Source organism: Eisenbergiella massiliensis (assembly GCF_003435485.1).
Genome location: NZ_QVLV01000041.1, coordinates 1 through 23,327, shown reverse-complemented (window position 1 = coordinate 23,327; position 23,327 = coordinate 1). Strand labels below are relative to the sequence as shown.

Here is a 23,327-nt window from a genome sequence, read left to right as displayed (position 1 = left end):
ACAATTCCGTCAACTTCCTGCAGTGAATTCCGAAAAGATTTCGGAAATATTAAGATATTTGTCAGGAATGTGCATAACATAATCTCTTCGTACCCTATCTATATCTCTTATCCTTTACATACTGATAAGAACAGGGACCCGACCAAAGATTTGATCAGATCCCCTATAATGAAGTATTTGCAGGCAATTTTATAACAGGCTTATACAAAACCATGTTAGTTTTATGTATATCAATATAATACATAAAGATTAGTCAAAATATATTTTTTCTGCCTTATTATATCACTATCCTGCCAAACTTCATTATCTTTATTGATTCCCGCCCTTACAGAACATCCGGTTACAGTGAAGCAGCGCCTCTTATATATTGTGTTAAATTATATATTGGCCGGCAACTGCGTAAATCTTGAAATTTTTCATTTTACTTCAATTTGAATACAGGCTCCAGAAAATCGGCGGTGAAAAATAGTTGGAAAAAAGGAAAAAATACTCTTGCCAAAACAGGAAATACCATATATAATAAATGACGTCGGTAATTCGCTGGAATAGCGCAGTTGGTAGCGCAACTGATTCGTAATCAGTAGGTCGAGGGTTCGAGTCCCTTTTCCAGCTTTATACAATTGATGAGACGCAGTATTATGTCTCGTAAGAAATAAGCTTAGTTTATAACAGAAAGCTTCTGTTACAAATTAAGCTTATTTTGTTTGGTGCCATTCCAATAGGAGATATGGCACCAAACAGTGTTATTGTTTTACTTCAGTAACCTGCTGTAATGAGCATTCCATATCTCCAACAGTATATGGCGCCCCTTCATATTTCCGGTATCCGGTAGTAACGAATCCATTGCTGATATACCAGTTTCTGAGCCTGGTATTATCGTCTATCATACCCAAAACAATTTTCTTTTTCCCGGATTCCACCGCCTTCTTCCTGCAAAAATCCAGCAATTCCGTACCATACCCATTATTTCTATATTCCGGAAGGATAATAATATCATTCAGTTTGCAAACATCCCCTGCCATTTTTATGCCAAGGAAACCAATCAATCGGCTTTCCAAAAAATACCCATACATCAGTACTCCCTCATCAAATTCTTCCTGCAAACGGCTGCAGGGCAAAGCCGCTCTGCCTCTGTCCGGGGAATTCTCTTCTGTTAAGCCGAACTCGTCTGCTACTGTACCATATCCACGGTGAAAAATCTGTATACACTGCTCCAGTTCTTCTTTTTCGACAGCTCTAATCATTTCTGCCTCTTTCCACCTGAAAATTCAGGCCTTTTCCTCTTTAACTGCATCCAGATGCACGTCCATCTGAGGAAACGGAATCCCAATCCCATTTTCATCAAAGGCGTATTTGATTTCCTCCAGCATGGCCCAGCGGACAGGCCAGAAATCCTCCGTACGCGTCCAGAACCGCATTCCCAGCACCACGGAGCTGTCTCCCAGGTCATCCACGAAAATGCTGTATTCCTTGTCCTTCAGGATCTTCTCATTGGCTTCAATGAGCGAGGTAATCACCGATTTAGCCTTGCGGATATCCGACTGATAGGAAATACCCACCTTCAGCTCCACCCTGCGGTTGTCCTCATTGGTTACATTGGTAATGCTGGTATCGGCCAGCGCGCCGTTGGGCAGTAGGATAATTTTATTGTCAATGGTTGCCAGCTTTGTGTAAAAAATAGTGATTTCAGAAACCGTACCTTCATTTTTATGATTATCCTCAATAATGTAATCCCCGACACGGAAGGGATGCAGGAGCATAATCAGAATACCGCCGATACAGTTTTTCAGGCTGCCCTGGAAGGCAAGTCCGATGGTTACTGTGGCAGAGCCTATGACTGTGGCAATGGTCGTGGCGTCAATGCCCAGCTTTACGGCAATCTGGAAAATGAGGAACGCATACAGCCCCACCTTCAGCGAGGAATCCAGAAACTGCTTTGCTTCCTTACTGGCATTGGCACGCTTCAGCGCATTTCCTGTCAGCTTTCTGATAAAACTGATGATTCGGGAGCCAATCAGAAATGCGACGATGCAGAAAACCACGCGGATGAGCAAATCCAGAAGGGACTGGGGCGCAGCCTTTAAAAGCTTCTGCCCCAGAGCCAGCTCCTCCGTCACATCCGCAGTCAGCAGAATCCAGCTCATTGCCCGTCCGCCTTCCTGCGGCTTTTAACCACTTTCACGGGCTTTTCCACCTCTCCTTTTTCCGCAATGACCTCATCCACCTCAAACACCTTTTCGGCCAGTTCCTCCTTCAGTGTTTTGGCTGCCGCTTTCTTTGCTCCCTTTTTTTTCCTGGCGGCTTCTCTTGCCTTCTTTTCCTTTTCCGCTTTTTTCTTTGCGATTTCCTTCAGCTCCTCTTTCGTATAGGGCTGGTAGGAAAAAATACTGATGCCAAGGGGGGCCTGTGTTATTTTTATAGAATACTCCCTTCCGTCAAAGGGTTCCTCCAGCGCGGTCTTCACTCTGGGATTCACCCTGCCTTCCCCTCCGAAGGCTTTGGCATCGGAGTTAAGTATTTCCTTATATTTTCCGTTAAAGGGAACGCCCACCTGGAAATTCTTCCGCTCCACATTTGCAAAATTCATCACAATCAGAAGCATCTCCTCCGGCTTGTCCGCCTTTCTTACAAAGGACAGGATGCAGTCGTTGGCGTTGATGCAGTTAATCCATTCAAAGCCGTCCCAGCTGGTATCCTTTTTATACAGGGCAGGCTGCTTACAGTACAAATGATTCAACGCTTTAACAAACTCGCTCAGGCCCTTATGATCCGCGTTTTCAAGAAGCTCCCATTCCACGCTTCTGTCTTCGTTCCATTCGTCATATTCCCCGATGTCCTGTCCCATGAAAAGGAGCTTTTTCCCGGGATGGCACATCATGAAGCCATAGCTGGCCTTCAGATTTTCGAACTGCTCCTGCCTGTTTCCGGGCATTTTGCCGATCATGGAAGCTTTGCCGTGCACCACCTCATCATGGGAAAGCACCAGCATAAAGCGCTCGCTGTACGCATAAACCATGCTGAAGGTAAGCTCATTATGACAGCCGGAACGGAAATAGGGATCCTGCCTGATATAGCTGAGGAAATCATTCATCCAGCCCATATTCCACTTCATGTCAAAGCCCAGGCCGTCCTCATCCAGGCTGCCTGTCACCTTTGGCCAGGCGGTAGATTCCTCCGCTATGGACAGCGCGCCTTTTCCCCGTTTGTGAATCATGCTGTTTACATGCTTCAGGAATTCCATCGCTTCCAGGTTCTGGTTCCCTCCGTAAATATTAGCCACCCATTCCCCGTCATTTTTACCATAGTCCAGGTACAGCATGGAGGCCACCGCGTCCATACGGATGCCGTCCGCATGATACTGCTCTATCCAGAAAAGCGCATTGGCAATCAGATAATTGCGCACCTGCGGCCTTCCATAATTATAAATCAACGTTCCCCAGTGGGGATGCGCCCCCTGTCTGGGATCCTGGTGCTCATACAGGCAGGTGCCGTCAAAAGCGGAAAGCCCATAGGTATCTCTTGGGAAATGCGCGGGCACCCAGTCAAGGATTACGCCGATCCCCGCCTTATGCATTTCATTCATGAAAAACATGAAGTCCTCCGGCGAGCCATAGCGGGAGGTTGGCGCATAATAGCCGATGACCTGATAGCCCCAGGAGCCGTCGAAGGGATGCTCCATAATGGGCATCAGTTCGATATGGGTATAGCCCATTTCCTTCACATATTCAATGATCCTGGGAGCCAGTTCCCTGTAATTGCAGTAGGTCCTTCCGTCCTCCGGCTTGCAGAAGGAGCCCAGATAAAGCTCATAAACGCTGACAGGCTCTTTGCTGTAATCTTTTTTCGCGCGCTTGTCAATCCAGTCCTCATCCTCCCATGAAAAGCCTGAAATATCACTGATAACCGACGCGGTTTCCGGCCGAAGCTGCTGGGCAAAGGCATAGGGATCCGCTTTCAGGTAGGTAAGCCCTCCCTTCACCTTCAGTTCATATTTATAATTCTGTCCTTCCAAATCCCCCGGGATGAAAATCTCAAAAATACCGGAATCCCAGAGTCTGCGCATCTGATGCACCCGGCCGTCCCAGCGGTTGAAATCGCCTGCCACGCTCACCCTTACGGCATTAGGGGCCCATACTGCGAAATGTACGCCCTTTACGCCGTCGATGCAGCAGCTATGTGCGCCCAGAATTTTATAAGCCTCATAATGAGTGCCCGCCGCAAAAAGATCCGTATCCTTCTTGGTTATCACGGGGCCGAAGCGGTAGGGATCGATGATTTCCTCCGTCTTTCCTTCCGGATATTCCACGCGGTACACATAATCCGTTACCCCTTTTCCCGGAATCAGGGCAGCAAAATATCCGGCCTCATCCGCCATTTCCATTTTTACTTCTTTGCCGGTTTCCCCGATTACCGCCGTAACCTGGGATGCTCCCGGCTGAAAGGTCGCAAGCAGCGTGGAGCTTCCCACGGTGTGCGGCCCCAGAAGCTTATGGGGATTATCCTCCTCCGAATAAATAACCGCCTCGATCTCCGGCCAGTTCATCAACTTATACAATTTTTCTTTCATCCAGATTCCCTCAACTTTCCGCTCTATTTTTCACGCAGGCTGTGAATAAAAAGCCCGCTTCTTAACTTGGGTTCAAACCATGTGGACTTGGGCGGCATCAATTCTCCTGCGTCAGCTACCGCAAACAGCTCCGAGATTGAAGTGGGATACATGGCAAATGCCACCCTGCAGTCTTCGTTCACCCTGCGTTCCAGCTCCTTCATCCCCCGGATGCCTCCTACAAAATCAATGCGTTTGTCCGTTTTGGGGTCTTTAATGCCCAGCACCGGCCCCAGCAGGCTGTCCTGAAGGATGGATACATCCAGACCCTTCACCGGATCGGTCGGGCAAATCTCCGGCCTCGCCTTCAGGCGGTACCATTTCCCGTCCAGGCACATGCCGAAAACAGCCTTGGCCTCCGGCCTGTGGGAAACGCCTTCCCCACATTCCTCTATATCGAAGGATTCCCCGATTTTACCAAGAAATTCCTCTTCCGTGTAACCATTGAGATCTTTTACCACCCGGTTATAATCCATAATCATCAGCTGATCATCCGGGAAAAGCACGGACAGGAAAAAGTTAAAGGGCTCTTCCCCCGTATATCCGGGCTTCGCCTGCCTTCTCATCTGGGAAACCTTCACTGCGGATGCACACCTGTGATGTCCGTCCGCAATATAAATCTCATTGATTTCGGAAAAAGCGGCATGGATGGCATCCACATCCTGCGCCCTCCCGATACGCCATACCCGGTGCGTAATTCCATCCTCCGCCGTAAAATCATAGAGCGGTTCTTCTTTCTTATACGCTGCAACAATTCCATTGATAACGGAACTGGAACGGTATGCCAGAAAAATGGGGCCGGTCTGTGCATCGCAAGCTTCCACATGGCGTATCCTGTCGGCTTCCTTGTCCGCCCTGGTGTTCTCATGCTTTTTAATCACCTGCCCAAGATAGTCATCCACACTGGCGCAGGCGGTAATGCCGGTCTGGGATCGACCGTCCATGATAAGCTCATATATGTAATAAACCGGGCTCTCCTCCTGTACAAAGTATCCTTCCTCAATCCTTTTCCAAAGCAGTTCCCTCGCTTTTTCGTAAACACAGTCCGCATATACATCCACACTGTCGTCAAACTGTGTCTCCGCCCTGTCAACAGACAGGAAGGAAAGCGGTTCCTTTTGCACCTCGGCCTTTGCCTCGGCCCTGTTATATACATCATAAGGTAACGCTGCAATCCGCCCTTCCAGGCCCTTCTTCGGCCTGTATGCGCAAAACGGTCTGATTTCTGCCATCCTCTACCTCCGGTATCCGTTTTCTTTTTATTTTAAGTATAACTGATTCTTTCCATGGATACAAGTGCTTCCCCTGACGCGGGCACAAAAACACGAAGCTTATATGCCGTAAAAAAGTCTGCCCCTACAGAGAAAAAACGTCCGGCAAGCCCCATTAGAAGCTGTCCCGGACGTTTTATCCATTGACATTATTTATTTTACAACCCTGACACGGATAACTCCCGGTATGGAGCGGAGGGTGTCAATGATCTCCTCGCTGGGACGTTCCTCCACATCCAGCATCGTGTAGGCTATATCTCCCTTGGATTTATTGGTCATGTCGGAAATGTTGATGCCGTTATCACCGAACAGCGCTGTAAATTTGGTAATCATATTGGCCACATTTAAATGGAAAATAGCAATACGGCCGGCCTGATCGCAGATTCCCATGTCACAATTGGGGTAATTCACACTATTGTTGATATTTCCGTTTTCCAGGAAGTTCTTCAGCTCCTTAACCGCCATAACCGCGCAGTTGTCTTCCGATTCCTCCGTGGAAGCTCCCAGATGGGGAATAACGATGCAGCCAGGCTTTCCTGCGGTAGTGGTATTGGGGAAATCTGACACATACTTGCGTACTCTGCCTTTTTCAATGCCGGCAAGCACCGCTTCTTCGTCCACAAGCAAATCACGGGCAAAGTTCAGCAGGATAACGCCGTCCTTCATTTTACTGATGGCATCTTCATTGATCATTTCCCTGGTAGAATCAAGCAGCGGGACATGGATGGTAATCACATCGCAGTTTTCATAAATTTCATCCACATTGATCACATGCTTGACATCCCGGCTTAAATTCCATGCGGCATCTACGGAAACATAAGGGTCATAGCCGTAAACCTCCATACCCATATGCTTCGCCACGTTGGCAACCTTGACGCCGATTGCCCCCAGGCCGATGATTCCCAGCTTTTTATCCTGTATTTCCGTTCCTGCAAAGTTCTTTTTCACCTTTTCAGCAGCCTTGGCGATGTCCGGATTGTCTTTATTTTCTTCCACCCAGTTAATTCCGCCGACGATGTCGCGGGAGGCCAGGAGCATGGCGGCAATGACGATTTCCTTCACACCGTTTGCATTGGCGCCCGGCGTGTTGAATACAACAATACCTTTTCCGGCGCATTTATCCAGAGGGATGTTGTTCACTCCGGCGCCTGCCCTTGCCACGGCAAGAAGATTGGCCGGCAGCGGCATATCGTGCATGTTGGCGCTTCTTACGAGGATGCCGTCGGCTTCCTCAATATTATCCGTTTTTACATAGTCCTCGGTAAAACCCTCCAGCCCCACCTGTGCGATGGGATTCAGACAATGATATTTAAACATAGCGGTACTCCTTTTCTTTTTACTTGAAACATTTCAGATAACCAAACCGTTACTTTTGCTTTAATTCTTCCGACTTTCAGGCATTCTCCGCTTCAAATTTCTTCATGAATTCCACCAGCTTCTCAACGCCCTCCACAGGCATTGCATTGTAGATGCTGGCGCGCATGCCGCCTACGCTTCTGTGGCCCTTCAGGCTTTCCAGGCCGGCTTCTTTGGCTTCCTTTACGAATTTGGCATCCAGTTCTTCACTTCCTGTGATGAAAGGCACGTTCATCAGGGAACGGTCTTCCTTGCGGACAGTGCCTTTAAAGAGACTGCTCTGATCCAGGAAATCGTACAGAATAGCTGCTTTTTTCTCATTCAGCTCCTTAATGGCGGACAGGCCGCCCATTTTCTTCAGCCATTTGAATACCTTGCCGCAGATATAGATGCCATAGGCCGGAGGGGTGTTGTAAAGGGACCCCGCATCCGCATGGGTTTTGTACTGGAGCATGGTAGGGGTGCCGGGGAGTACATCCTCGGTGATAAGGTCTTCCCGGATGATGGCGATAACAACGCCCGCAGGTCCTATATTCTTCTGCACGCCGCCGTACATAATGCCGTATTTTGTTATATCCACCGGTTCGGAAAGGAAGCAGGAGGACACATCGGCAACCAGGGTCTTTCCTTTGGTGTTGGGAAGTGTTTTAAATTTCGTACCGTAAATGGTATTGTTTTCACAGATATAGACATAATCCGCATCCTCTGAAATGGGGAGATCGGAGCAGTCAGGTATGTATGAGAAGGTTTTGTCTTCAGAAGAGGCGATCTTGTTCGCTTTTCCATACTTGCCGGCTTCCTGCCATGCTTTCTTTGCCCATTGGCCGGTAACGATATAGTCGGCCACCTTGTTTTTCATCAGGTTCATGGGAATCATGGCGAACTGCTGGCTTGCGCCGCCCTGCAGGAAAAGCACCTTATAATTATCAGGAATCCCTATCAGATCCCGTAAATCTGCTTCCGCTTCATCAATAATCGTCTGGTAGGTTTTGGAACGGTGGCTCATCTCCATAACGGACATGCCGCATCCTCTGTAATCCATCATTTCCTCTGCAGCTTCTTTCAGGACTTCCTCAGGCAGAACTGCCGGTCCCGCTGAAAAATTATAAACTCTTGCCACTTCTAATTCCTCCTCATGTTAAGTCCGGGCCTGTCGGGCTGTCCCGGTCCGGTAGCTTTTATTGTAACTGCGCGGTGAATTGCAGTTAACGTTTATTTTACATAGTTCACTCACTTTAGTCAACTACTACGTTAAACAATTTATGTGCTTTTTCTGTAAAAAATGCTTTGAGTCCCGCCGAATCCCTGGCCGGCTCCCTGTGGCTCCCCCTGTATGGCGTCCCCCCGGCGGGCTATGCTTTCTGTGCGGGCACGCTTTCGCTCGGTTAAAAACGCAGCGGTACTAACGACGCAGAGTACGCGTCGTAAGGACCGGCGTTTTTAGACGACCCGTACAGAAAGCATAGCCCGCCGGGGGGACGCCATACAGGGGGAGCCACAGGGAGCCGGCCAGGGATTCGGCGGGACGCGAAGGTTTTTGCAGGAAAAGGACATAAAGGGCAGGGTGGGTAGGATGGGGGTGCTTTTACTTTTAATAAGTATGCCGGATACTTTGGAAGTGTACCCGGCAAGTGTTTTTTTATTTTTTGGGGGCTATTTTGTGTTGTATGAATGTGGTGCTGGGGGCGGCTTTTTTTGGGGGGGATTTCAGATGTCCTGCCTCGCAGCTGTAATTATGAGTTTGGTGTCGGCGGCAGGTCATCTGCGTCGAAGACTTCGCTGATGGCGGCGCCGGGGGATACCATGGGGAATACTTTGTCGTCTTCGGGGATGATGCATTCAATTAGGACGGGGGAGCCGGAGGCGATCGCTTTGTTTATTGCGGGGGCTACTTCTTCTTTTTTGGTGACACGGATGGCCATGCAGCCCAGGCCTTCCGCTACTTTGCAGAAGTCCACTTTGTCTGCCAGGATGGTCTGGGAGTATCTGTGGTCGTAAAAGAGGGTCTGCCATTGTCTTACCATTCCCAGTACGTGGTTGTTGATTACGATCTGGATGATGGGGATGTTGTAGCGGCTGGCGGTGGCCAGTTCGTTCATGTTCATGCGGAAGCAGCCGTCTCCTGCAATGTTGACGCATATTTTATCCGGGCGTCCCATTTTGGCTCCTATGCAGGCTCCCAGGCCGTAGCCCATGGTGCCCAGGCCGCCGGAGGAAATGAAGGTGCGGGGCCTGGTGTAATGGTAGTATTGCGCCGCCCACATCTGGTGCTGGCCTACATCGGTGGTGATGATTGCGTCGCCGCCGGTAATGCGGTCCAGTTCTTCGATTACGTAGGGGCAGCTCAGCTGGCTTTCGTCGTATTTGAGGGGGTATTTTTCCATCAAATCACGGATATGGGCAGTCCATTCCTTGTGGTCGCACTGGGGAAGGCTTTCGTTGAGGGTGTCCAGGATTTCTTTCAGGTCTCCTACGAGCGCTGCGTCGGCCCGCATATTTTTGTTGATTTCGGCCGCGTCAATATCTATATGCAGAATTCTGGCATTGGATGCGAATTTTTTGGCGTTTCCCACGACACGGTCGGAAAAACGGGCGCCCAGGGCAATAAGCAGGTCGCATTCGCTCACGCCAAGGTTGGAGGCTTTGGTGCCGTGCATTCCGATCATACCGGTATAGAGGGGGCTGTGTCCGTCAAAGGCGCCTTTTCCCATCAGGGAATCACAGACGGGAGAATCCAGCTTCGCAGCAAACTCCCTGACCTGTTGTGCCGCTCCGGAAAGGACTGCGCCTCCGCCCACATAAATGTAGGGTTTTTTTGACGTTGTAAGAAGCCTGAGGGCGGCTTCCACTTCCTCCGGGGTAAAACGGCTGCCATGCTCCGGCGGCTCCGGCTTCTTCGGCGTGTATTCGCAGAGGGCTGCAGTCACGTCCTTGGTTACGTCCACGAGAACCGGGCCGGGACGTCCGGAAGCCGCGATATGGAAGGCTTTGCGAAGGGTATCCGCCAGGATGCTCACGTCTTTTACAATATAGCCGTGCTTTGTGATGGGCATGGTCACGCCTGCGATGTCCACTTCCTGGAAGGAGTCCTTTCCCAGCATGGGCAGTGTTACGTTGGCGGTAATCGCCACCATGGGAATGGAATCCATGTAGGCTGTGGCAATGCCCGTCACCAGATTGGTGGCGCCGGGGCCGCTGGTGGCCAGGCAGACTCCCACCTTTCCTGTGGCTCTTGCGTAGCCGTCAGCCGCATGTGCCGCCCCCTGTTCATGAGAGGTGAGCACATGAAAAATTTCATCCTGATGTTTATACAGGGCATCATATACATTGAGGATCGTTCCCCCGGGATAGCCGAATACTGTATCCACGCCCTGTTCCTTCAGACATTCTACGATGATTTCCGCTCCTGTCAGCTGCATACATTCCTCCGTTCCGCCGTTGTTTCACGGCACTGCATTTATCTCTTGCGCCGGGCGGCAGCGGGGAGCATACATATTTCCTCTGACTGCCGCCTTTGGCATTTTTTTATTTTATTTCAAGGATGGCTCCTCTGTTGGCGCTGGTAACCATTTTGCGGTACCTGTCCAGATAACCGGAGGTTACCTGGGGCTGTCTGGGCTGCCATTTGGCGCGCCTTTTCTGCATTTCTTCATCGGAAACCTTCACATCCAGACGGTTTTCGGGGATGTTGATGCTGATGATATCTCCCTCTTCCACCAGTGCGATAGGGCCGCCCACCGCTGCCTCCGGGCACACATGGCCGATGGAAGCGCCTCTGGAAGCGCCGCTGAAGCGGCCGTCCGTGATCAGGGCGACTGTGGAACCCATTCCCATGCCGGCAATGGCAGAGGTGGGATTGAGCATTTCACGCATGCCGGGGCCGCCCTTGGGGCCTTCGTAGCGGATTACCACCACATCCCCGGGTACGATTTTGCCTCCCTTGATGGCGGCAATGGCATCGTCCTCGCAGTCAAATACTCTGGCCGGACCTTCATGGACCATCATTTCCGGGGCTACGGCGGAACGCTTCACCACAGCTGTCTCCGGAGCCAGATTTCCCTTCAGCACGGCGATTCCGCCGGTTTCGGAGTAGGGATTTTCTATCGGGCGGATTACGTCAGGGTTCTTGTTGACGCAGCCGGCAATATTTTCAGCTACCGTCTTTCCGGTAACGGTAATGAGATCCGTGTATAACAGATTCTTCTTGTTCAGTTCGTTCATAACCGCATAGACGCCGCCCGCTTCGTTCAGATCCTCGATGTAGGTGGGGCCTGCCGGGGCCAGGTGGCACAGGTTCGGTGTTTTAGCGGAAAGCTCGTTGGCGATTTCCATGTTCAGCTCCACGCCCGCTTCATGGGCGATGGCAGGAAGATGGAGCATGGAGTTGGTGGAGCAGCCAAGGGCCATATCCATGGTCAGGGCGTTTAAGAATGCCTTTTCCGTCATGATGTCTTTCGGCTTGATATCCTTTTCCACCAGCTGCATGATCTGCATGCCGGCATGCTTTGCCAGACGGATCCTTTCAGAGTAAACCGCAGGGATGGTGCCGTTTCCTCTAAGGCCCATGCCCAGTGCCTCTGTCAGGCAGTTCATGGAATTGGCCGTATACATGCCGGAGCAGGAGCCGCAGGTAGGGCAGGCCTTTTCTTCAAATTCCTGCAGTTCCTCCATGGACATGGTTCCTGCGGCAACGCTTCCCACCGCTTCAAACATGGAGGAAAGGCTTGTTTTATGTCCGCACACATGTCCCGCCAGCATGGGGCCGCCGGAAACAAAAATAGTGGGGATATTGATTCTTGCGGCAGCCATCAGAAGGCCGGGAACGTTCTTGTCGCAGTTGGGGATCATTACCAGGCCGTCAAAACCATGGGCCATGGCCATACATTCCGTGCTGTCACAGATCAGGTCTCTCGTTACCAGGGAATATTTCATGCCGACGTGTCCCATGGCGATGCCGTCGCATACGGCGATGGCGGGGAATACAATGGGGGTGCCGCCGGCCATGGCAACGCCCATTTTTACCGCTTCCACAATTTTATCCAGGTTCATATGGCCAGGAACGATTTCATTATAGGAGCTGACAATACCGATGAGGGGACGCTGTCTTTCCTCTTCCGTTATTCCCAGCGCATTAAACAGACTTCTGTGGGGTGCCTGCTGCACTCCTGTTTTTACCGAATCACTTCTCATAGCTTAGTCTCTCCTTTCGGTTTTACAGCTGTCATTCAGCCTTCGCCAAACTGCAGCGATCTATATTCTTTCTGCAAGCAGGGTGCCCATTTCACGGCAGCCTACTTTTTTGCAGCCTTCGGACATGATATCCGATGTTCTGTAGCCGTCCTTAAGCACCTGTTTTACGGCGTTGTCCACCGCATCCGCTTCCGCAGACAGGTCAAAGCTGTAGCGCAGCATCATGGATGCGCTTAAAATGGTGGCTATGGGGTTGGCAATGTCCTTGCCAGCGATATCCGGCGCGCTGCCATGGCTTGGCTCATAAAGGCCGAAGCTGGTATCATTTAAGCTGGCGCTTGCAAGCATTCCGATGGAACCGGTTACCATACTCGCTTCATCGGAAAGGATGTCGCCGAACATGTTCTCCGTAAGAATAACGTCAAACTGCGCCGGGTCCTTCACAAGCTGCATGGCACAGTTGTCAACCAGCATATGGGAAAGCTCCACCTGGGGGTAATCCTTTGCCACTTCATTTACCACGTCACGCCAGAGCCTGGAGGAATCCAGTACGTTGGCCTTATCCACGCTGGTCACCTTTTTCCGGCGCTTCATGGCGATATCAAAGGCTTTTATGGCGATCCGCCTGATTTCATTTTCATTATAAGTAAGGGTATCCACCGCCGTACGGACGCCGTTTTCCACAGTGGTTTTCCTTTCGCCGAAATACAGTCCGCCGGTAAGCTCCCTCATGATCATCATGTCAAATCCGGCTTTGCTGATTTCTTCCTTCAGCGGGCAGGCTCCCGCCAGTTCGTCATACAGTACCGCCGGACGCAGATTGGCGAACAGGCCCAGCGCCTTCCTGATGGCGAGCAGTCCTGCTTCCGGACGTTTCTGCGGCGGCAGCTTATACCAGGGGGAGGTGTTGGCATCTCCGCCGATGGAGCCCATCAGCACCGCATCGCTGCTTTTTGCAGCCTCTATTGCTTCCTCCGTCAGGGGAACGCCGTGCACATCAATGGATGCGCCTCCCAGAAGGATTTCCGTATACTGTATGGTATGGCCGAATTTCTCCGCCACCCTGTCCAATACTTTTCTTGCTTCTCCTACGATTTCCGGTCCGATTCCATCTCCCGGAATACATCCGATATGTAATTCCATAACTGCCTCAATCCCTTCTTCCTATCAGTCTTCCTCTCCGCGTCAAACGGCCTGGAACCCTGTCCGGGAGAGGATTATCCCTTTTATCATAGACCAAAATATGCAGAATTTCAACAAAAAGAACCTTCGGAAAAGAAAAACAGCCATACCCTTTCGATATGGCTGTAATAACCTGCAGTAATAGAAATGTATTCTGTTATAGCTTCAGTATATGGCAGTAAAACAAAAACCTGCCTTTACCGCTTCCCCGCAGCAGTTCAACCTGCAAAACCTCTGCGCTTCTTTTCCTGCATCTTATTCATCAGCGTTTGCCTTCTCTACCTGTGCAATGGCTGACTTCTGCATGGGGATACGGCAGTTTTTATTATTACCGAATTCTACGATTACAGTGTCATCCGTAATATCGATCACGATTCCATAAAATCCGCTGCTGGTCAGAATGCTGTCTCCAATTTCAAGAGATGAAAGCATGGCGTTCATCTTCTTCTGTTCTTTCTTCTGGGGACGGTACATTACGAAGTAAAAGAAAGCTCCGAAAATAACGACGTACATTAAAATTACGCCAATCATACTTCCTGGACCTGCTGCGGCTGCAGCTTCACTCGCTAAAATTCCCATTTTTTCTTAATTCCTCCTACGTCAGGCTGAAACGCCCTGAAAATTTGAACCGTATGCGAGGTGACCGCATACATATCTAACAAACATCATACACAAAAATGTGGCAAGGGGCAAGTCCTTTTGTCCAGTTTAATGAAATTTTAGATTTTAGAGGGGGGAGCTGAAAAGCGTATCCGGCTGGGAAGGCTGTTGGCATGGGGCGGGAAAGGGACTGGGGGCCGCGGTGGGGAAGGGGTTTTTGCAGGTGCAGGTTATACCGGGCATTGCGAGGAGCCCAGGGCAAAAAATGTCAGGTGGGACTTCCATTTTTTGGTCTCCTCTCCATGGTATAAAATGCACCTGCAAAAACCCCTTCCCCACCGCGGCCCCCAGTCCCTTTCCCGCCCCATGCCAACAGCCTCCCCAGCCGGATACGCTTTTCAGCACGGCCAGCCACTACGTAAGTATGGAACGTTAGGGTGGGTGGAATTAGTCTTCGGGGTGGCTCATGTTGTCGAGCTTGGTTTTTTTATAGGCGGCGAAATTGCCGGCGTCGAGGGCGGCGCGGATTTCTTCCATCATGGTGTTGTAGAAGTAGAGATTGTGGAGGACGCAGAGGCGCATGCCCAGCATTTCCTTGGCCTTTAGGAGGTGGCGGATGTAGGCGCGGGTGTATCTGCGGCAGGCGGGGCAGTCACAGCCTTCTTCTATGGGGCGGTCGTCCAGTTCGTATTTGGCGTTGAACAGGTTGATTTTGCCGTGGTTGGTGTAGAGGTGTCCGTGGCGGCCGTTTCTGGAAGGGTAGACGCAGTCGAAGAAGTCGATTCCCCGTTCAACGCCCTCCAGGATGTTGGCGGGAGTTCCCACGCCCATGAGGTAGGTAGGTTTGTCCACGGGGAGGTAGGGCACAGTTTCGTCGAGCACGTGGTACATTTCTTCGTGGCTTTCTCCAACGGCCAGGCCGCCTACTGCGTAGCCATCCAGGTTCAGTTCAGAAATCCTTTTGGCGTGTTCGATTCGGATATCCGTGTAAATCGCTCCCTGGTTGATGCCGAAAAGGAGCTGGTTTTTGTTGATGGTGTCTTCCTGGGAATTGAGTCTGGCCATTTCGGCTTTGCAGCGTTCCAGCCAGCGGGTGGTGCGGGCCACGGAATTTTCCACATAGGCCCGTTCCGCCTTGGCAGGGGCGCATTCGTCAAAGGCCATGGCAATGGTGGAGGCCAGGTTGGACTGGATCTGCATGCTTTCCTCCGGGCCCATGAATATTTTTCTTCCATCGATGTGGGAGTTGAAGTAGACTCCTTCTTCCTTGATTTTCCGCAGGGTTGCCAGAGAAAATACCTGGAAGCCGCCGGAATCGGTGAGTATGGGTTTGTTCCAGGACATGAATTTATGGAGGCCTCCCAGCTGTTTGATGATTTTGTCGCCGGGGCGTACGTGCAGGTGGTAGGTGTTGGACAGCTCCACCTGGGTTTTGATCTGTTCCAGATCCTGTGTGGATACGGCTCCCTTGATGGCAGCCACGGTTCCCACATTCATGAACACGGGGGTTTGTATGGTTCCGTGTACGGTTTCAAATTCTCCTCTTTTTGCTCTTCCTTCCTGTTTCAGCAGACGGTACATAGTTTCTCTCCTTTATTTTTCCATGGCCGGCGTCTTCCGCCCGGCCTGCCGCAGTCCGGCGCCGGGTCGAACTGCAGCGACATCCGCCTGTTGTTATCAGAATACGGCGAAGGGCGGATGCTTTGGCTTATTTTACTTAGCGATACATAGCATTTGAGCAGGTAATTCAATGATAATTCAAGATTTACATCTCATTTTGACGAAAAAGCTTTTCATCCAGAGCGGCGCAGGCCCGTTCTGAGAATCCTGGCCGGGAGACTGTGTTTTTCTTCCGAAGGCGTGCTGGCAGAGAGACAATCATTTTGCGCAGCCACTCTGTCAATGCGCAGACAGCGAAGACAGCGGCGGCAAGCAGCAGTACGCCGGGCACCAGGTACCAGGCTCCGGCCAGGCGGGAGGGATTCAGCGTTTCCCAGACAAATCCTCTTACGTTGGGATTATCGTGAAGCAGGTAAACTCCGAAGCTTAAGGGGGCCGCTGCCAGAATCATGCGCTGCAGGCGGCCGGGCTTTATATGCAGATTCAGGAACGCTATAAAAAGCAGTATGGCAGCCGAAAAAACCAGCACGGAATTATATTCATAAAAAATACTGTAGCCCCACATCAGATCCTGAAGGAAGCCTATTTTTCCCAGAGGCGTGGAAAGCAGCAGTTCTATCAGGAAGCGGCTGGCGGGAATGAGCAGGGCCGCTCCGAAAAAGTGCAGCAAATGCCTGCCGAATTGCCCATCGGGCCTGTAAAAGCGCTTCAGATAGGCGCCGGACAAATATACGGTGGTAAACCATACCACTCCGCTTCCGCCGCCGAAATTCAGGGCCGGGGAAAAGAAAAAGACATTGGGCCACAGGGAAAACAGGACAAACAGGATTCCAAGCAACAACCGGAACTGTCTTTGGGTGAGTCCTGTCAGAAGCTTATTCAGAAACGGGGACAGCACAATCATTCCCACATACATGGTCACAAACCAGTATTCACAGGACAGCACCGGAAAAACGGCCGCTATCAGCGACGACATATCATAGGGCTGGCGCAGCAGCAGGAGTGATGCCAGGTAAAGAGCCACAGAATAGAACCAGACCTGTCCCTCCAGCTTCAGGATGCGCCGGAAGGAAAAGGATGTCTCACAGAGGAAATAGCCGCTGATGAGTATATAGGTGCTGATGGATACGAAGGATATGCCAAACAGGCTCCAGACCAGATAATAGGAAATACTTCCCCTGGCCGTGGTTTCCAGTATTTTTCCGTGATTGAGCAGATGCATCATGACGATCATCAGCATGGAAAAGATGCGCAGCAGCTCCAGATTGGCCTGTCTTTCTTTTCCCGCTTTTCCCGCTTCTGTCTTCTGTGTTTCCATAATCTGTCCTTTCCCAATGGGCTTAAACGCATTGTTTTTTATCATATCATATTGCCCGGCGCACTTCAAGCGGGGAGAAAGCCTTTCTTCAGGTGCTCCAGAATCATCTCGTCATGGCGTTTTACGATTTCAAAGCAGTCGGCTATGACGCTGCGGATTGTCTTATTCTTCAGCCCGCCGGCCCATTCTATGGGCGCTCCGGCCATGTATTCCCCAATCGCCTTCCATGCAACCCACAGCACGTCATGGGTGGTCCAGCACAAACCTCTTACCGCATTCAGGGCTTCCGTTCTGGCCGACGGCTCCGCCTGCGCAAGCAGGGGATCCATGGCCCAGCCCAACACGGCCCGCTGGTCGATGGCCTGTCCGATCCATTGGGAAATCCGATCCCTCAGCCGCAGAAGCTCTTCGTCCGTACAACCGGTAAAATGGCTGTCCTCCCGCATAAAGGCCGTGGAATTTTCATAGAAGGCTTTTTCCTGCATCCGTTCCATAATCCGGATCCCGCGCCGGATTATGTCGTCAACAGTCAGCCCCGGTTCTTTTCTTTTGCCCAGAACAAAGGCATGGGCCAGCTTGTCAGACCAATCGGGCAGCACAAAAAGCTCACCCTCATAACCGGAAGGCTCTGCGGGCGAGGCTCCCCAATACCCCTGAGAGCCATCCAGGCCGTAAAGAGTCCCCTCCTCATCATAGCCGGTGACAAGCACCCACTGGCATTCCTTTTTCAGCTGCATCAGAACGGGAATCTTTCTGTCAATGGACGCTTTTATTTTTTCAAACGCCGATTCCTGCCCGCCGTCAAGCTTGTCGAATTCATAACCGGCGAAATCCATAACAACCGCTATATAATAATCAAACTCCTGAAGCAGCTTCTGGGAGGTCAGTTCCCAGCTGCCGGCCATGTGTCCGTCATTGGACAGATCGATCTGCAAAAAAGAATAGCCGGCCGCCAGATTATACCGCTGGTACAGCTGCTCATGTTTTTTCTCCCCCGTTTCTTTCCGGGCGCACATGAGCATGGACACGAGACAGGCCGTAAACCGTACCGTTTCACAGCCGTTTGGAAAAGAAACCACATCTTCAATTATTTTTTTCATCCCATCCTCCCTCTGCCGGAACGCAATAATGCGGACACCGGCGCCGCCTCCTTCATGACGGACATCTTCGCAGCGACAACAGTTACTTTTATTTTACATCAATTATGGAAAAACTCAACATTTCCGAAGAAAGCTTGCCTGCTTCCGGATTATGGGCTATAATTTATGCGGTATCTGCGTAGCTTTGATGACTTTAAACAGTGAGGATTTTAAATATGGCAGGAAATACATTCGGAACCTATTTCAGGATCACCACCTGGGGCGAATCCCATGGGAAAGCTTTGGGGGTGGTAATTGACGGCTGCCCCGCAGGGCTTTCTCTGTGCGAAGCCGATATCCAGGCCTTTCTGGACAGAAGGAAGCCGGGGCAGACCCGGTATGCCACGCCCCGGAAGGAGGCAGATGAGGTAAATATTCTTTCCGGTGTCTTTGAAGGAAGGACCACGGGAACCCCTATCTGTCTGATGGTTCCCAATACTTCCCAGCGTTCCGGGGATTACAGTGAAATTGCTTCCTATTACCGTCCGGGACACGCGGACTATACCTTTGACGCAAAATATGGCTTCCGGGATTACAGGGGAGGCGGCCGTTCCTCCGGCAGGGAAACCATCGGCCGTGTTGCCGCCGGAGCCGTTGCTTCTCTTATATTGAAGGAACTGGGCATAAGCATCTGTGCCTATACGAAAAGCATAGGGCCTGTTTCCATATCCATGGACCGCTTCCAGCCGGAGCTTTTAGGCCAGACGCCCACAGGCATGCCCGATGCGGAAAGCTCCGCACAGGCGGAAGCCTATCTGGAGGAATGCATGCAGAACCACAATTCTGCAGGAGGCGTGGTGGAATGCGTGGTAGACGGCGTTCCTGCAGGAATCGGCGAACCTGTTTTTGATAAGCTGGACGCCTGTCTGGCAAAAGCCATCATGTCCGTGGGCGCCGTAAAAGCCGTGGAAATCGGGGACGGATGCAGCGTATCCACCGCTGCCGGAACGGAAAATAACGATGCCTTTTATATGGAAAACGGGCAGATTGCAAAAAAAACAAACCATGCCGGAGGCATCCTGGGGGGCATCAGCGACGGCTCCCGTATTGTGCTTCGGGCACACATCAAACCCACACCCTCCGTTTTTTCCGAACAGGAAACCGTAAATAAGAACGGGGAGGATATTCTGATCCATATCAAGGGCCGCCATGATCCGGTAATTGTGCCCAGGGCCGTGGTTGTTGTGGAGTCCATGACCGCCCTCACGCTTGTGGATCTGCTTTTTGCCGGAATGCCTTCCAGGATGGATGGGATTAAGAAATTTTACGGGAAATAGGAAATACAAAGAAGCCTGCACAGCCGTTTTTCTTCCGGCCATGCAGGCTTTTCGTTTTTCCTTCTTCCTTTTAAATTATCGGATTAATCCAGCTTCATAATGGTTTCCAGGATTCTAGCCGCGCAGGTTTCGATTTCCGCTCTGGTAACCTTGCCTTCCTTCAGCGCTGCAAGAACCTCATCCGGATCTCCGGAACCCATCTTCAGATCGTTTCCGGCCTTTATTTCCTTATATTGGTAAGCCTTATTCCACCAGTCTGTGGTAACCATCCCTTCAAAGCCCCACTCCTCACGCAGGATGCCTGCCAGAAGATCCTCTCTTTCGGAAGCGTATCTTCCGTTAATAAGATTATAGCAGGTCATCAGCGTCCAGGGCTGTGCTTCCTTAACTGCTATTTCGAAGCCCTTCAGATAGATTTCACGCAGCGCTCTTTCCGATACCCGGGAGTCGCTTGCCTTTCTGTTGGTTTCCTTATTATTGCAGGCAAAATGCTTTACGCTGGCGCCGATATGCTCCGACTGGATGCCGTTTACCTTGGCCGCCGCCATCTTTCCTGCAATCAGCGGATCCTCGGAATAATACTCAAAGTTCCTTCCGCACAGAGGGCTTCTGTGGATATTCATAGCAGGGGTCAGCCATACGCCCAGATTATTTTCCTTCATTTCCCTGGCTCCGGCCGCGCCTACTTCATAGACGATATCCGGATTCCAGGAGCATGCCAGCAGCGTTGCACAGGGCCATGCCGTGGTACATACACCCATGGAAGGCCGGATTCGCACGCCTGCCGGTCCGTCTGCCGTCATCAGGTTAGGGACTCCGTACTCCGGAAGATTTCCCATGCCGAACGTATTGGCAACACCCGTATTGGGCTGGCCGCAAAGCAGATCGATCAGCTGTCCGTTGGTCAGCTGCGCCAGGAACTGCTCCATTGTTACCTTACCGTTTACCACGTCTATCAGCATGGCTTTTTCCGCCGGCGCACCCTCTCCCACAGCCTGGGCAACGGCGTCGCCCGCCCAGTTTCCTTTGTAAGGAGGCTTGCCCTCCATGAAATCAGGGCTCATATCAATTCCACAGTCAGGCTGTACCGGAAGCGCCTCATAGCTGCCGTCGGAAAGCATTCTCTCTTTCAGCAGAACAGGCGCCACACGCTCCTGAAGCTGCAATGTCACACGATCCTCTTTTTCCACATACCGGTAAGAAAGCTCCACAGTATTCCTTACGGAATTGCCCAAATGGAAAGCATACTCTCCTGCTTCCATCACATAAGCGGATTTGGCAACTTTTCCGGTATCATCATAGCTTGCCATGCTGTCAACCGTAAGATTAAGAGTCACCTTCTGGGTTTCTCCCGGCTGCAGACAGCGGGTTTTCGCAAATGCACCCAGCACCTTGGCAGGCTTGCCCAGCTTACCCTGAGGCGCGCTGTAATAAAGCTGCACCACTTCTTTTCCAGCCATGCTGCCTGTGTTCGTCACACTGGCCTGCGCCACAATCTGCGCCACTCCATTCATCTCCTGAAGCTGTGCACTGACACCCTCAATCGCAAAGGAAGTATAGGAAAGCCCGTATCCAAAAGGATAATTCACCTTTTCCGCCGCCCCGGGAATCGTCTCAAAATACCGGTAGCCCACATAAATATCTTCCGTATACTCCACATAATCCTCGGATTCGTTAAAGTTTGCGGAGGACGGATAATCATCAAAGGAACCGGCAAAGGTATCCACCAGCTTACCGGAAGGATTCACATCCCCGCACAGAATATCAGCCACGGCAAGGCCGCCTTCAATTCCCGCCTGCCATGCCAGCAGCACACTCTGGATCCTGTCATTGTCCTTAAACCAGGCAGAATCCACCATACCGCCCACATCCAGCACTACCGCTACCCTGGGGAAAGCAGACGTAACAGCGTCAACCATCGCCTGCTCCTGAGGAGAAAGGTAAAAATCACCATCGCCGGGAATTCCCTTCCTGTCCCAGCCTTCTCCGGAAAAACGGCAGATAGTAATCACCGCAGTGTCTGTAAAACGTCTGGCTGCCTGCAGCAGCTCCTCAGGAACAGCAGGCTCCACGGTCTTTCCGTTTTCCTTTCCCTGCACATACTGCTGCTTTACATTTTCCTCATAAAAATGGGAAAGTGCATCAAATATCTGAAGCTTTCCTTCCGCTTCCTTTATCTTGAGCCCTTCATAAATATTACGCGTATAAGAGGTTGTAACTTCGCCGCTTCCGCCGCCTCCCCTCACGTAATCAATCTGTCCTTTTCCGAAAACCGCGGCCTTGCTTCCTCTTTTCAGAGGCAGCACCCCGCCTTCATTTTTCAGAAGAACCATCCCTTCTGTCGCTGCCGTTCTTGACAGCCGGATATGCTCTTCACATGCTGTTACCAGCCTTCCGTCCTTCCCCATGGGCAGGCATGGCTGATGCGCGATTCTTGTCCATTTTTCCATGAACCTTGTTCCTCCCTGTTGTCTTGGATAATAAATTGTAACCGCCGGAACAGACGCTTTTTTCAAACCCCGTACCAGGCCGTTACGAAAAATATGAAAAGTCTGCCTGCTCCCTCAGCCGGAAATTTTATGGAAAATTACGCAGTTTGGCTGCGGAACCTTCAATTCCCGCCCGTTCATAACAAGCAGCCCTTTTTCCAGATTAGTTGTAAAAAAGGTGAGCGTCCCCGAATCCTGATTGAGCGACACCAAATGGCGGTTGTCCGGGAATAACGCCACATCCTTGGGATATTCGCCGCTCACCGGCAGGCACAGCAGCTTGGTAAGAAGCCCCGTTTTCCCATCGATTTTGTAAATCGTTGCGCTGTTGTCCCCGGCATTGGAGCTGCACAGGTAATTATAATCATCGGACAGATTCAGCGCGCTCGCCGTGGAACCGCCCGCATGATAATTGTTCAGCGTGCTTATAGACTGTATTTTTTCAAAGAAAGGATTGTCCCTTTCTTCCTTATACGTATAGACGTCAATACAGTTTTTCAATTCATGCACAATATACAAAAAAGTGCCGTCCTTGCTGAATTTCAGATGCCTGGGCGCGCTTTCCAGCTCGCTGCGGATAACGTCCACCAGCTTCAGCTTGCCCGACGTATGATCCAGCCTGTATACATTGGTATGATCCATTCCCAGATCCGCCACGCACAGATAATGGTTATCCCTCGTCATCTTGGCACAGCTGATATGCGGCCGGAAATTCCTCTCCGCCACAATCCCCAGGCCCTTATAATAAATCTCCTCCGTAATCTCTCCCACGCTGCCGTCGTCATTAATCCGCAGCACCGTAAGCTTCCCGTCATGATATCCCGCCACGAAAATATACTTATCCTCATAATCCGTGGACACATAACAGCCTCTCATCCCGTTGATGGACCCCATATTAATGGTTTCCAGTCCGCCGTCCTCCTTAATCCTGTAGGATTCCACACCGAAATCCGTAATGGAATACAGATATTTCTTATTATGGGAAATCGTCACATAAGAAGAATTCGTAATTTTAATCTTTTCCTTTTCGTAAAATCTTCCGTTCTCCATGTCCACATCAAAAACCGTGATGCCATGCTCCCTCTGATCTCCGATAGTATAGGTAGAAACATATGCCACATATTTGTCCTGTCCCATTTTTTCAGCCTCCTGTCCGCGATTTGCCCTCTTGACGGCATCCTTTTGCAGGTTAAACTAATCTTATCATAACGTCCCGCTTTTGTTAATCACTTTCGTAAATTTTTCCTGGGGTGGTGGGGGCGGTCAGAGGGATGGTTTG

The 23,327-nt window shown here is 50.9% G+C and carries 16 protein-coding genes and 1 tRNA gene; 2 read left to right on the top strand and 15 right to left on the bottom strand.

Going from position 1 to position 23,327, the window contains the following annotated elements; all coding sequences use genetic code 11:
* Window positions 1-539 precede the first annotated feature (539 nt).
* Window positions 540-612, top strand: a tRNA-Thr gene (locus tag DXC51_RS28485).
* Window positions 613-743: 131 nt separating this feature from the next.
* On the opposite strand, the gene DXC51_RS28480 is transcribed toward DXC51_RS28485, so the two are convergent.
* The 13 genes from DXC51_RS28480 to DXC51_RS28420 all read right to left on the bottom strand — a co-directional run bounded on the left by DXC51_RS28480 (window position 744) and on the right by DXC51_RS28420 (window position 18,243).
* The gene (locus DXC51_RS28480) at window positions 744-1,244 is read right to left on the bottom strand and encodes a GNAT family N-acetyltransferase (RefSeq protein WP_021635655.1); all 501 of its coding nucleotides are present in this window, start codon (window positions 1,242-1,244) and stop codon (window positions 744-746) included.
* A gap of 24 nt (window positions 1,245-1,268) precedes the next feature.
* Window positions 1,269-2,144 carry a mechanosensitive ion channel family protein gene (locus DXC51_RS28475; RefSeq protein ID WP_021635654.1) on the bottom strand — a complete coding sequence of 292 codons (876 nt, stop codon included), beginning with the start codon at window positions 2,142-2,144 and terminating at the stop codon, window positions 1,269-1,271.
* Window positions 2,141-4,567, bottom strand: a complete 2,427-nt coding sequence (gene glgB, locus DXC51_RS28470) for a 1,4-alpha-glucan branching protein GlgB (RefSeq protein ID WP_021635653.1) — start codon at window positions 4,565-4,567, stop codon at window positions 2,141-2,143. Before glgB ends, DXC51_RS28475 begins: the two co-directional genes overlap by 4 nt.
* Before the next feature lie 23 nt (window positions 4,568-4,590).
* Window positions 4,591-5,838, bottom strand: coding sequence for a DUF1015 domain-containing protein (locus DXC51_RS28465; protein WP_117545997.1), 1,248 nt, complete (start codon window positions 5,836-5,838; stop codon window positions 4,591-4,593).
* A 192-nt stretch (window positions 5,839-6,030) separates the two neighbouring features.
* Window positions 6,031-7,194, bottom strand: coding sequence for a phosphoglycerate dehydrogenase (locus DXC51_RS28460; RefSeq protein ID WP_021635650.1), 1,164 nt, complete (start codon window positions 7,192-7,194; stop codon window positions 6,031-6,033).
* A gap of 76 nt (window positions 7,195-7,270) precedes the next feature.
* Window positions 7,271-8,353 (bottom strand): 3-phosphoserine/phosphohydroxythreonine transaminase, encoded by a 1,083-nt coding sequence (serC, locus tag DXC51_RS28455; RefSeq protein WP_021635649.1) that lies wholly within the window; start codon window positions 8,351-8,353, stop codon window positions 7,271-7,273.
* A 613-nt stretch (window positions 8,354-8,966) separates the two neighbouring features.
* Window positions 8,967-10,652 carry a biosynthetic-type acetolactate synthase large subunit gene (gene ilvB / locus DXC51_RS28450; protein ID WP_021636552.1) on the bottom strand — a complete coding sequence of 562 codons (1,686 nt, stop codon included), beginning with the start codon at window positions 10,650-10,652 and terminating at the stop codon, window positions 8,967-8,969.
* 106 nt (window positions 10,653-10,758) lie between these two features.
* Window positions 10,759-12,423, bottom strand: coding sequence for a dihydroxy-acid dehydratase (ilvD, locus tag DXC51_RS28445; RefSeq protein ID WP_021636551.1), 1,665 nt, complete (start codon window positions 12,421-12,423; stop codon window positions 10,759-10,761).
* 60 nt (window positions 12,424-12,483) lie between these two features.
* Window positions 12,484-13,566, bottom strand: coding sequence for a 3-isopropylmalate dehydrogenase (leuB, locus tag DXC51_RS28440; protein ID WP_021636550.1), 1,083 nt, complete (start codon window positions 13,564-13,566; stop codon window positions 12,484-12,486).
* A gap of 294 nt (window positions 13,567-13,860) precedes the next feature.
* A complete protein-coding gene (gene yajC / locus DXC51_RS28435; protein WP_021636549.1) occupies window positions 13,861-14,184 on the bottom strand; it encodes a preprotein translocase subunit YajC in 324 nt (107 codons plus the stop codon).
* 468 nt (window positions 14,185-14,652) lie between these two features.
* Window positions 14,653-15,786, bottom strand: a complete 1,134-nt coding sequence (tgt, locus tag DXC51_RS28430; RefSeq protein ID WP_021636547.1) for a tRNA guanosine(34) transglycosylase Tgt — start codon at window positions 15,784-15,786, stop codon at window positions 14,653-14,655.
* Window positions 15,787-15,970: 184 nt separating this feature from the next.
* The gene (locus DXC51_RS28425) at window positions 15,971-17,188 is read right to left on the bottom strand and encodes an acyltransferase (RefSeq protein ID WP_117545995.1); all 1,218 of its coding nucleotides are present in this window, start codon (window positions 17,186-17,188) and stop codon (window positions 15,971-15,973) included.
* A 20-nt stretch (window positions 17,189-17,208) separates the two neighbouring features.
* Window positions 17,209-18,243: a hypothetical protein gene (locus tag DXC51_RS28420; RefSeq protein WP_117545993.1), complete on the bottom strand. Its 1,035-nt coding sequence runs from the start codon at window positions 18,241-18,243 to the stop codon at window positions 17,209-17,211.
* A 215-nt stretch (window positions 18,244-18,458) separates the two neighbouring features.
* Between DXC51_RS28420 and aroC the strand changes: the two genes are divergently transcribed.
* Window positions 18,459-19,559, top strand: a complete 1,101-nt coding sequence (aroC, locus tag DXC51_RS28415; RefSeq protein WP_117545991.1) for a chorismate synthase — start codon at window positions 18,459-18,461, stop codon at window positions 19,557-19,559.
* Between the two features lie 83 nt (window positions 19,560-19,642).
* Here aroC and DXC51_RS28410 read toward each other — a convergent pair whose 3' ends face one another.
* Together DXC51_RS28410 and DXC51_RS28405 are read right to left on the bottom strand one after the other, a co-directional pair.
* Window positions 19,643-22,009: a glycoside hydrolase family 3 protein gene (locus DXC51_RS28410; protein ID WP_117545988.1), complete on the bottom strand. Its 2,367-nt coding sequence runs from the start codon at window positions 22,007-22,009 to the stop codon at window positions 19,643-19,645.
* A gap of 114 nt (window positions 22,010-22,123) precedes the next feature.
* The gene (locus tag DXC51_RS28405) at window positions 22,124-23,185 is read right to left on the bottom strand and encodes a lactonase family protein (RefSeq protein ID WP_021636540.1); all 1,062 of its coding nucleotides are present in this window, start codon (window positions 23,183-23,185) and stop codon (window positions 22,124-22,126) included.
* Window positions 23,186-23,327 lie beyond the last annotated feature (142 nt).

Excerpts from the sequence above, each read along its gene's own strand:
- DXC51_RS28480 (WP_021635655.1), bottom strand. The coding sequence starts at position 1,244 with ATGATTAGAGCTGTCGAAAAAGAAGAACTGGAGCAGTGTATACAGATT.
- DXC51_RS28475 (WP_021635654.1), bottom strand. The coding sequence starts at position 2,144 with ATGAGCTGGATTCTGCTGACTGCGGATGTGACGGAGGAGCTGGCTCTG.
- glgB (WP_021635653.1), bottom strand. The coding sequence starts at position 4,567 with ATGAAAGAAAAATTGTATAAGTTGATGAACTGGCCGGAGATCGAGGCG.
- DXC51_RS28465 (WP_117545997.1), bottom strand. The coding sequence starts at position 5,838 with ATGGCAGAAATCAGACCGTTTTGCGCATACAGGCCGAAGAAGGGCCTG.
- DXC51_RS28460 (WP_021635650.1), bottom strand. The coding sequence starts at position 7,194 with ATGTTTAAATATCATTGTCTGAATCCCATCGCACAGGTGGGGCTGGAG.
- ilvB (WP_021636552.1), bottom strand. The coding sequence starts at position 10,652 with ATGCAGCTGACAGGAGCGGAAATCATCGTAGAATGTCTGAAGGAACAG.
- ilvD (WP_021636551.1), bottom strand. The coding sequence starts at position 12,423 with ATGAGAAGTGATTCGGTAAAAACAGGAGTGCAGCAGGCACCCCACAGA.
- leuB (WP_021636550.1), bottom strand. The coding sequence starts at position 13,566 with ATGGAATTACATATCGGATGTATTCCGGGAGATGGAATCGGACCGGAA.
- yajC (WP_021636549.1), bottom strand. The coding sequence starts at position 14,184 with ATGGGAATTTTAGCGAGTGAAGCTGCAGCCGCAGCAGGTCCAGGAAGT.
- tgt (WP_021636547.1), bottom strand. The coding sequence starts at position 15,786 with ATGTACCGTCTGCTGAAACAGGAAGGAAGAGCAAAAAGAGGAGAATTT.
- DXC51_RS28425 (WP_117545995.1), bottom strand. The coding sequence starts at position 17,188 with ATGATAAAAAACAATGCGTTTAAGCCCATTGGGAAAGGACAGATTATG.
- DXC51_RS28420 (WP_117545993.1), bottom strand. The coding sequence starts at position 18,243 with ATGAAAAAAATAATTGAAGATGTGGTTTCTTTTCCAAACGGCTGTGAA.
- aroC (WP_117545991.1), top strand. The coding sequence starts at position 18,459 with ATGGCAGGAAATACATTCGGAACCTATTTCAGGATCACCACCTGGGGC.
- DXC51_RS28410 (WP_117545988.1), bottom strand. The coding sequence starts at position 22,009 with ATGGAAAAATGGACAAGAATCGCGCATCAGCCATGCCTGCCCATGGGG.
- DXC51_RS28405 (WP_021636540.1), bottom strand. The coding sequence starts at position 23,185 with ATGGGACAGGACAAATATGTGGCATATGTTTCTACCTATACTATCGGA.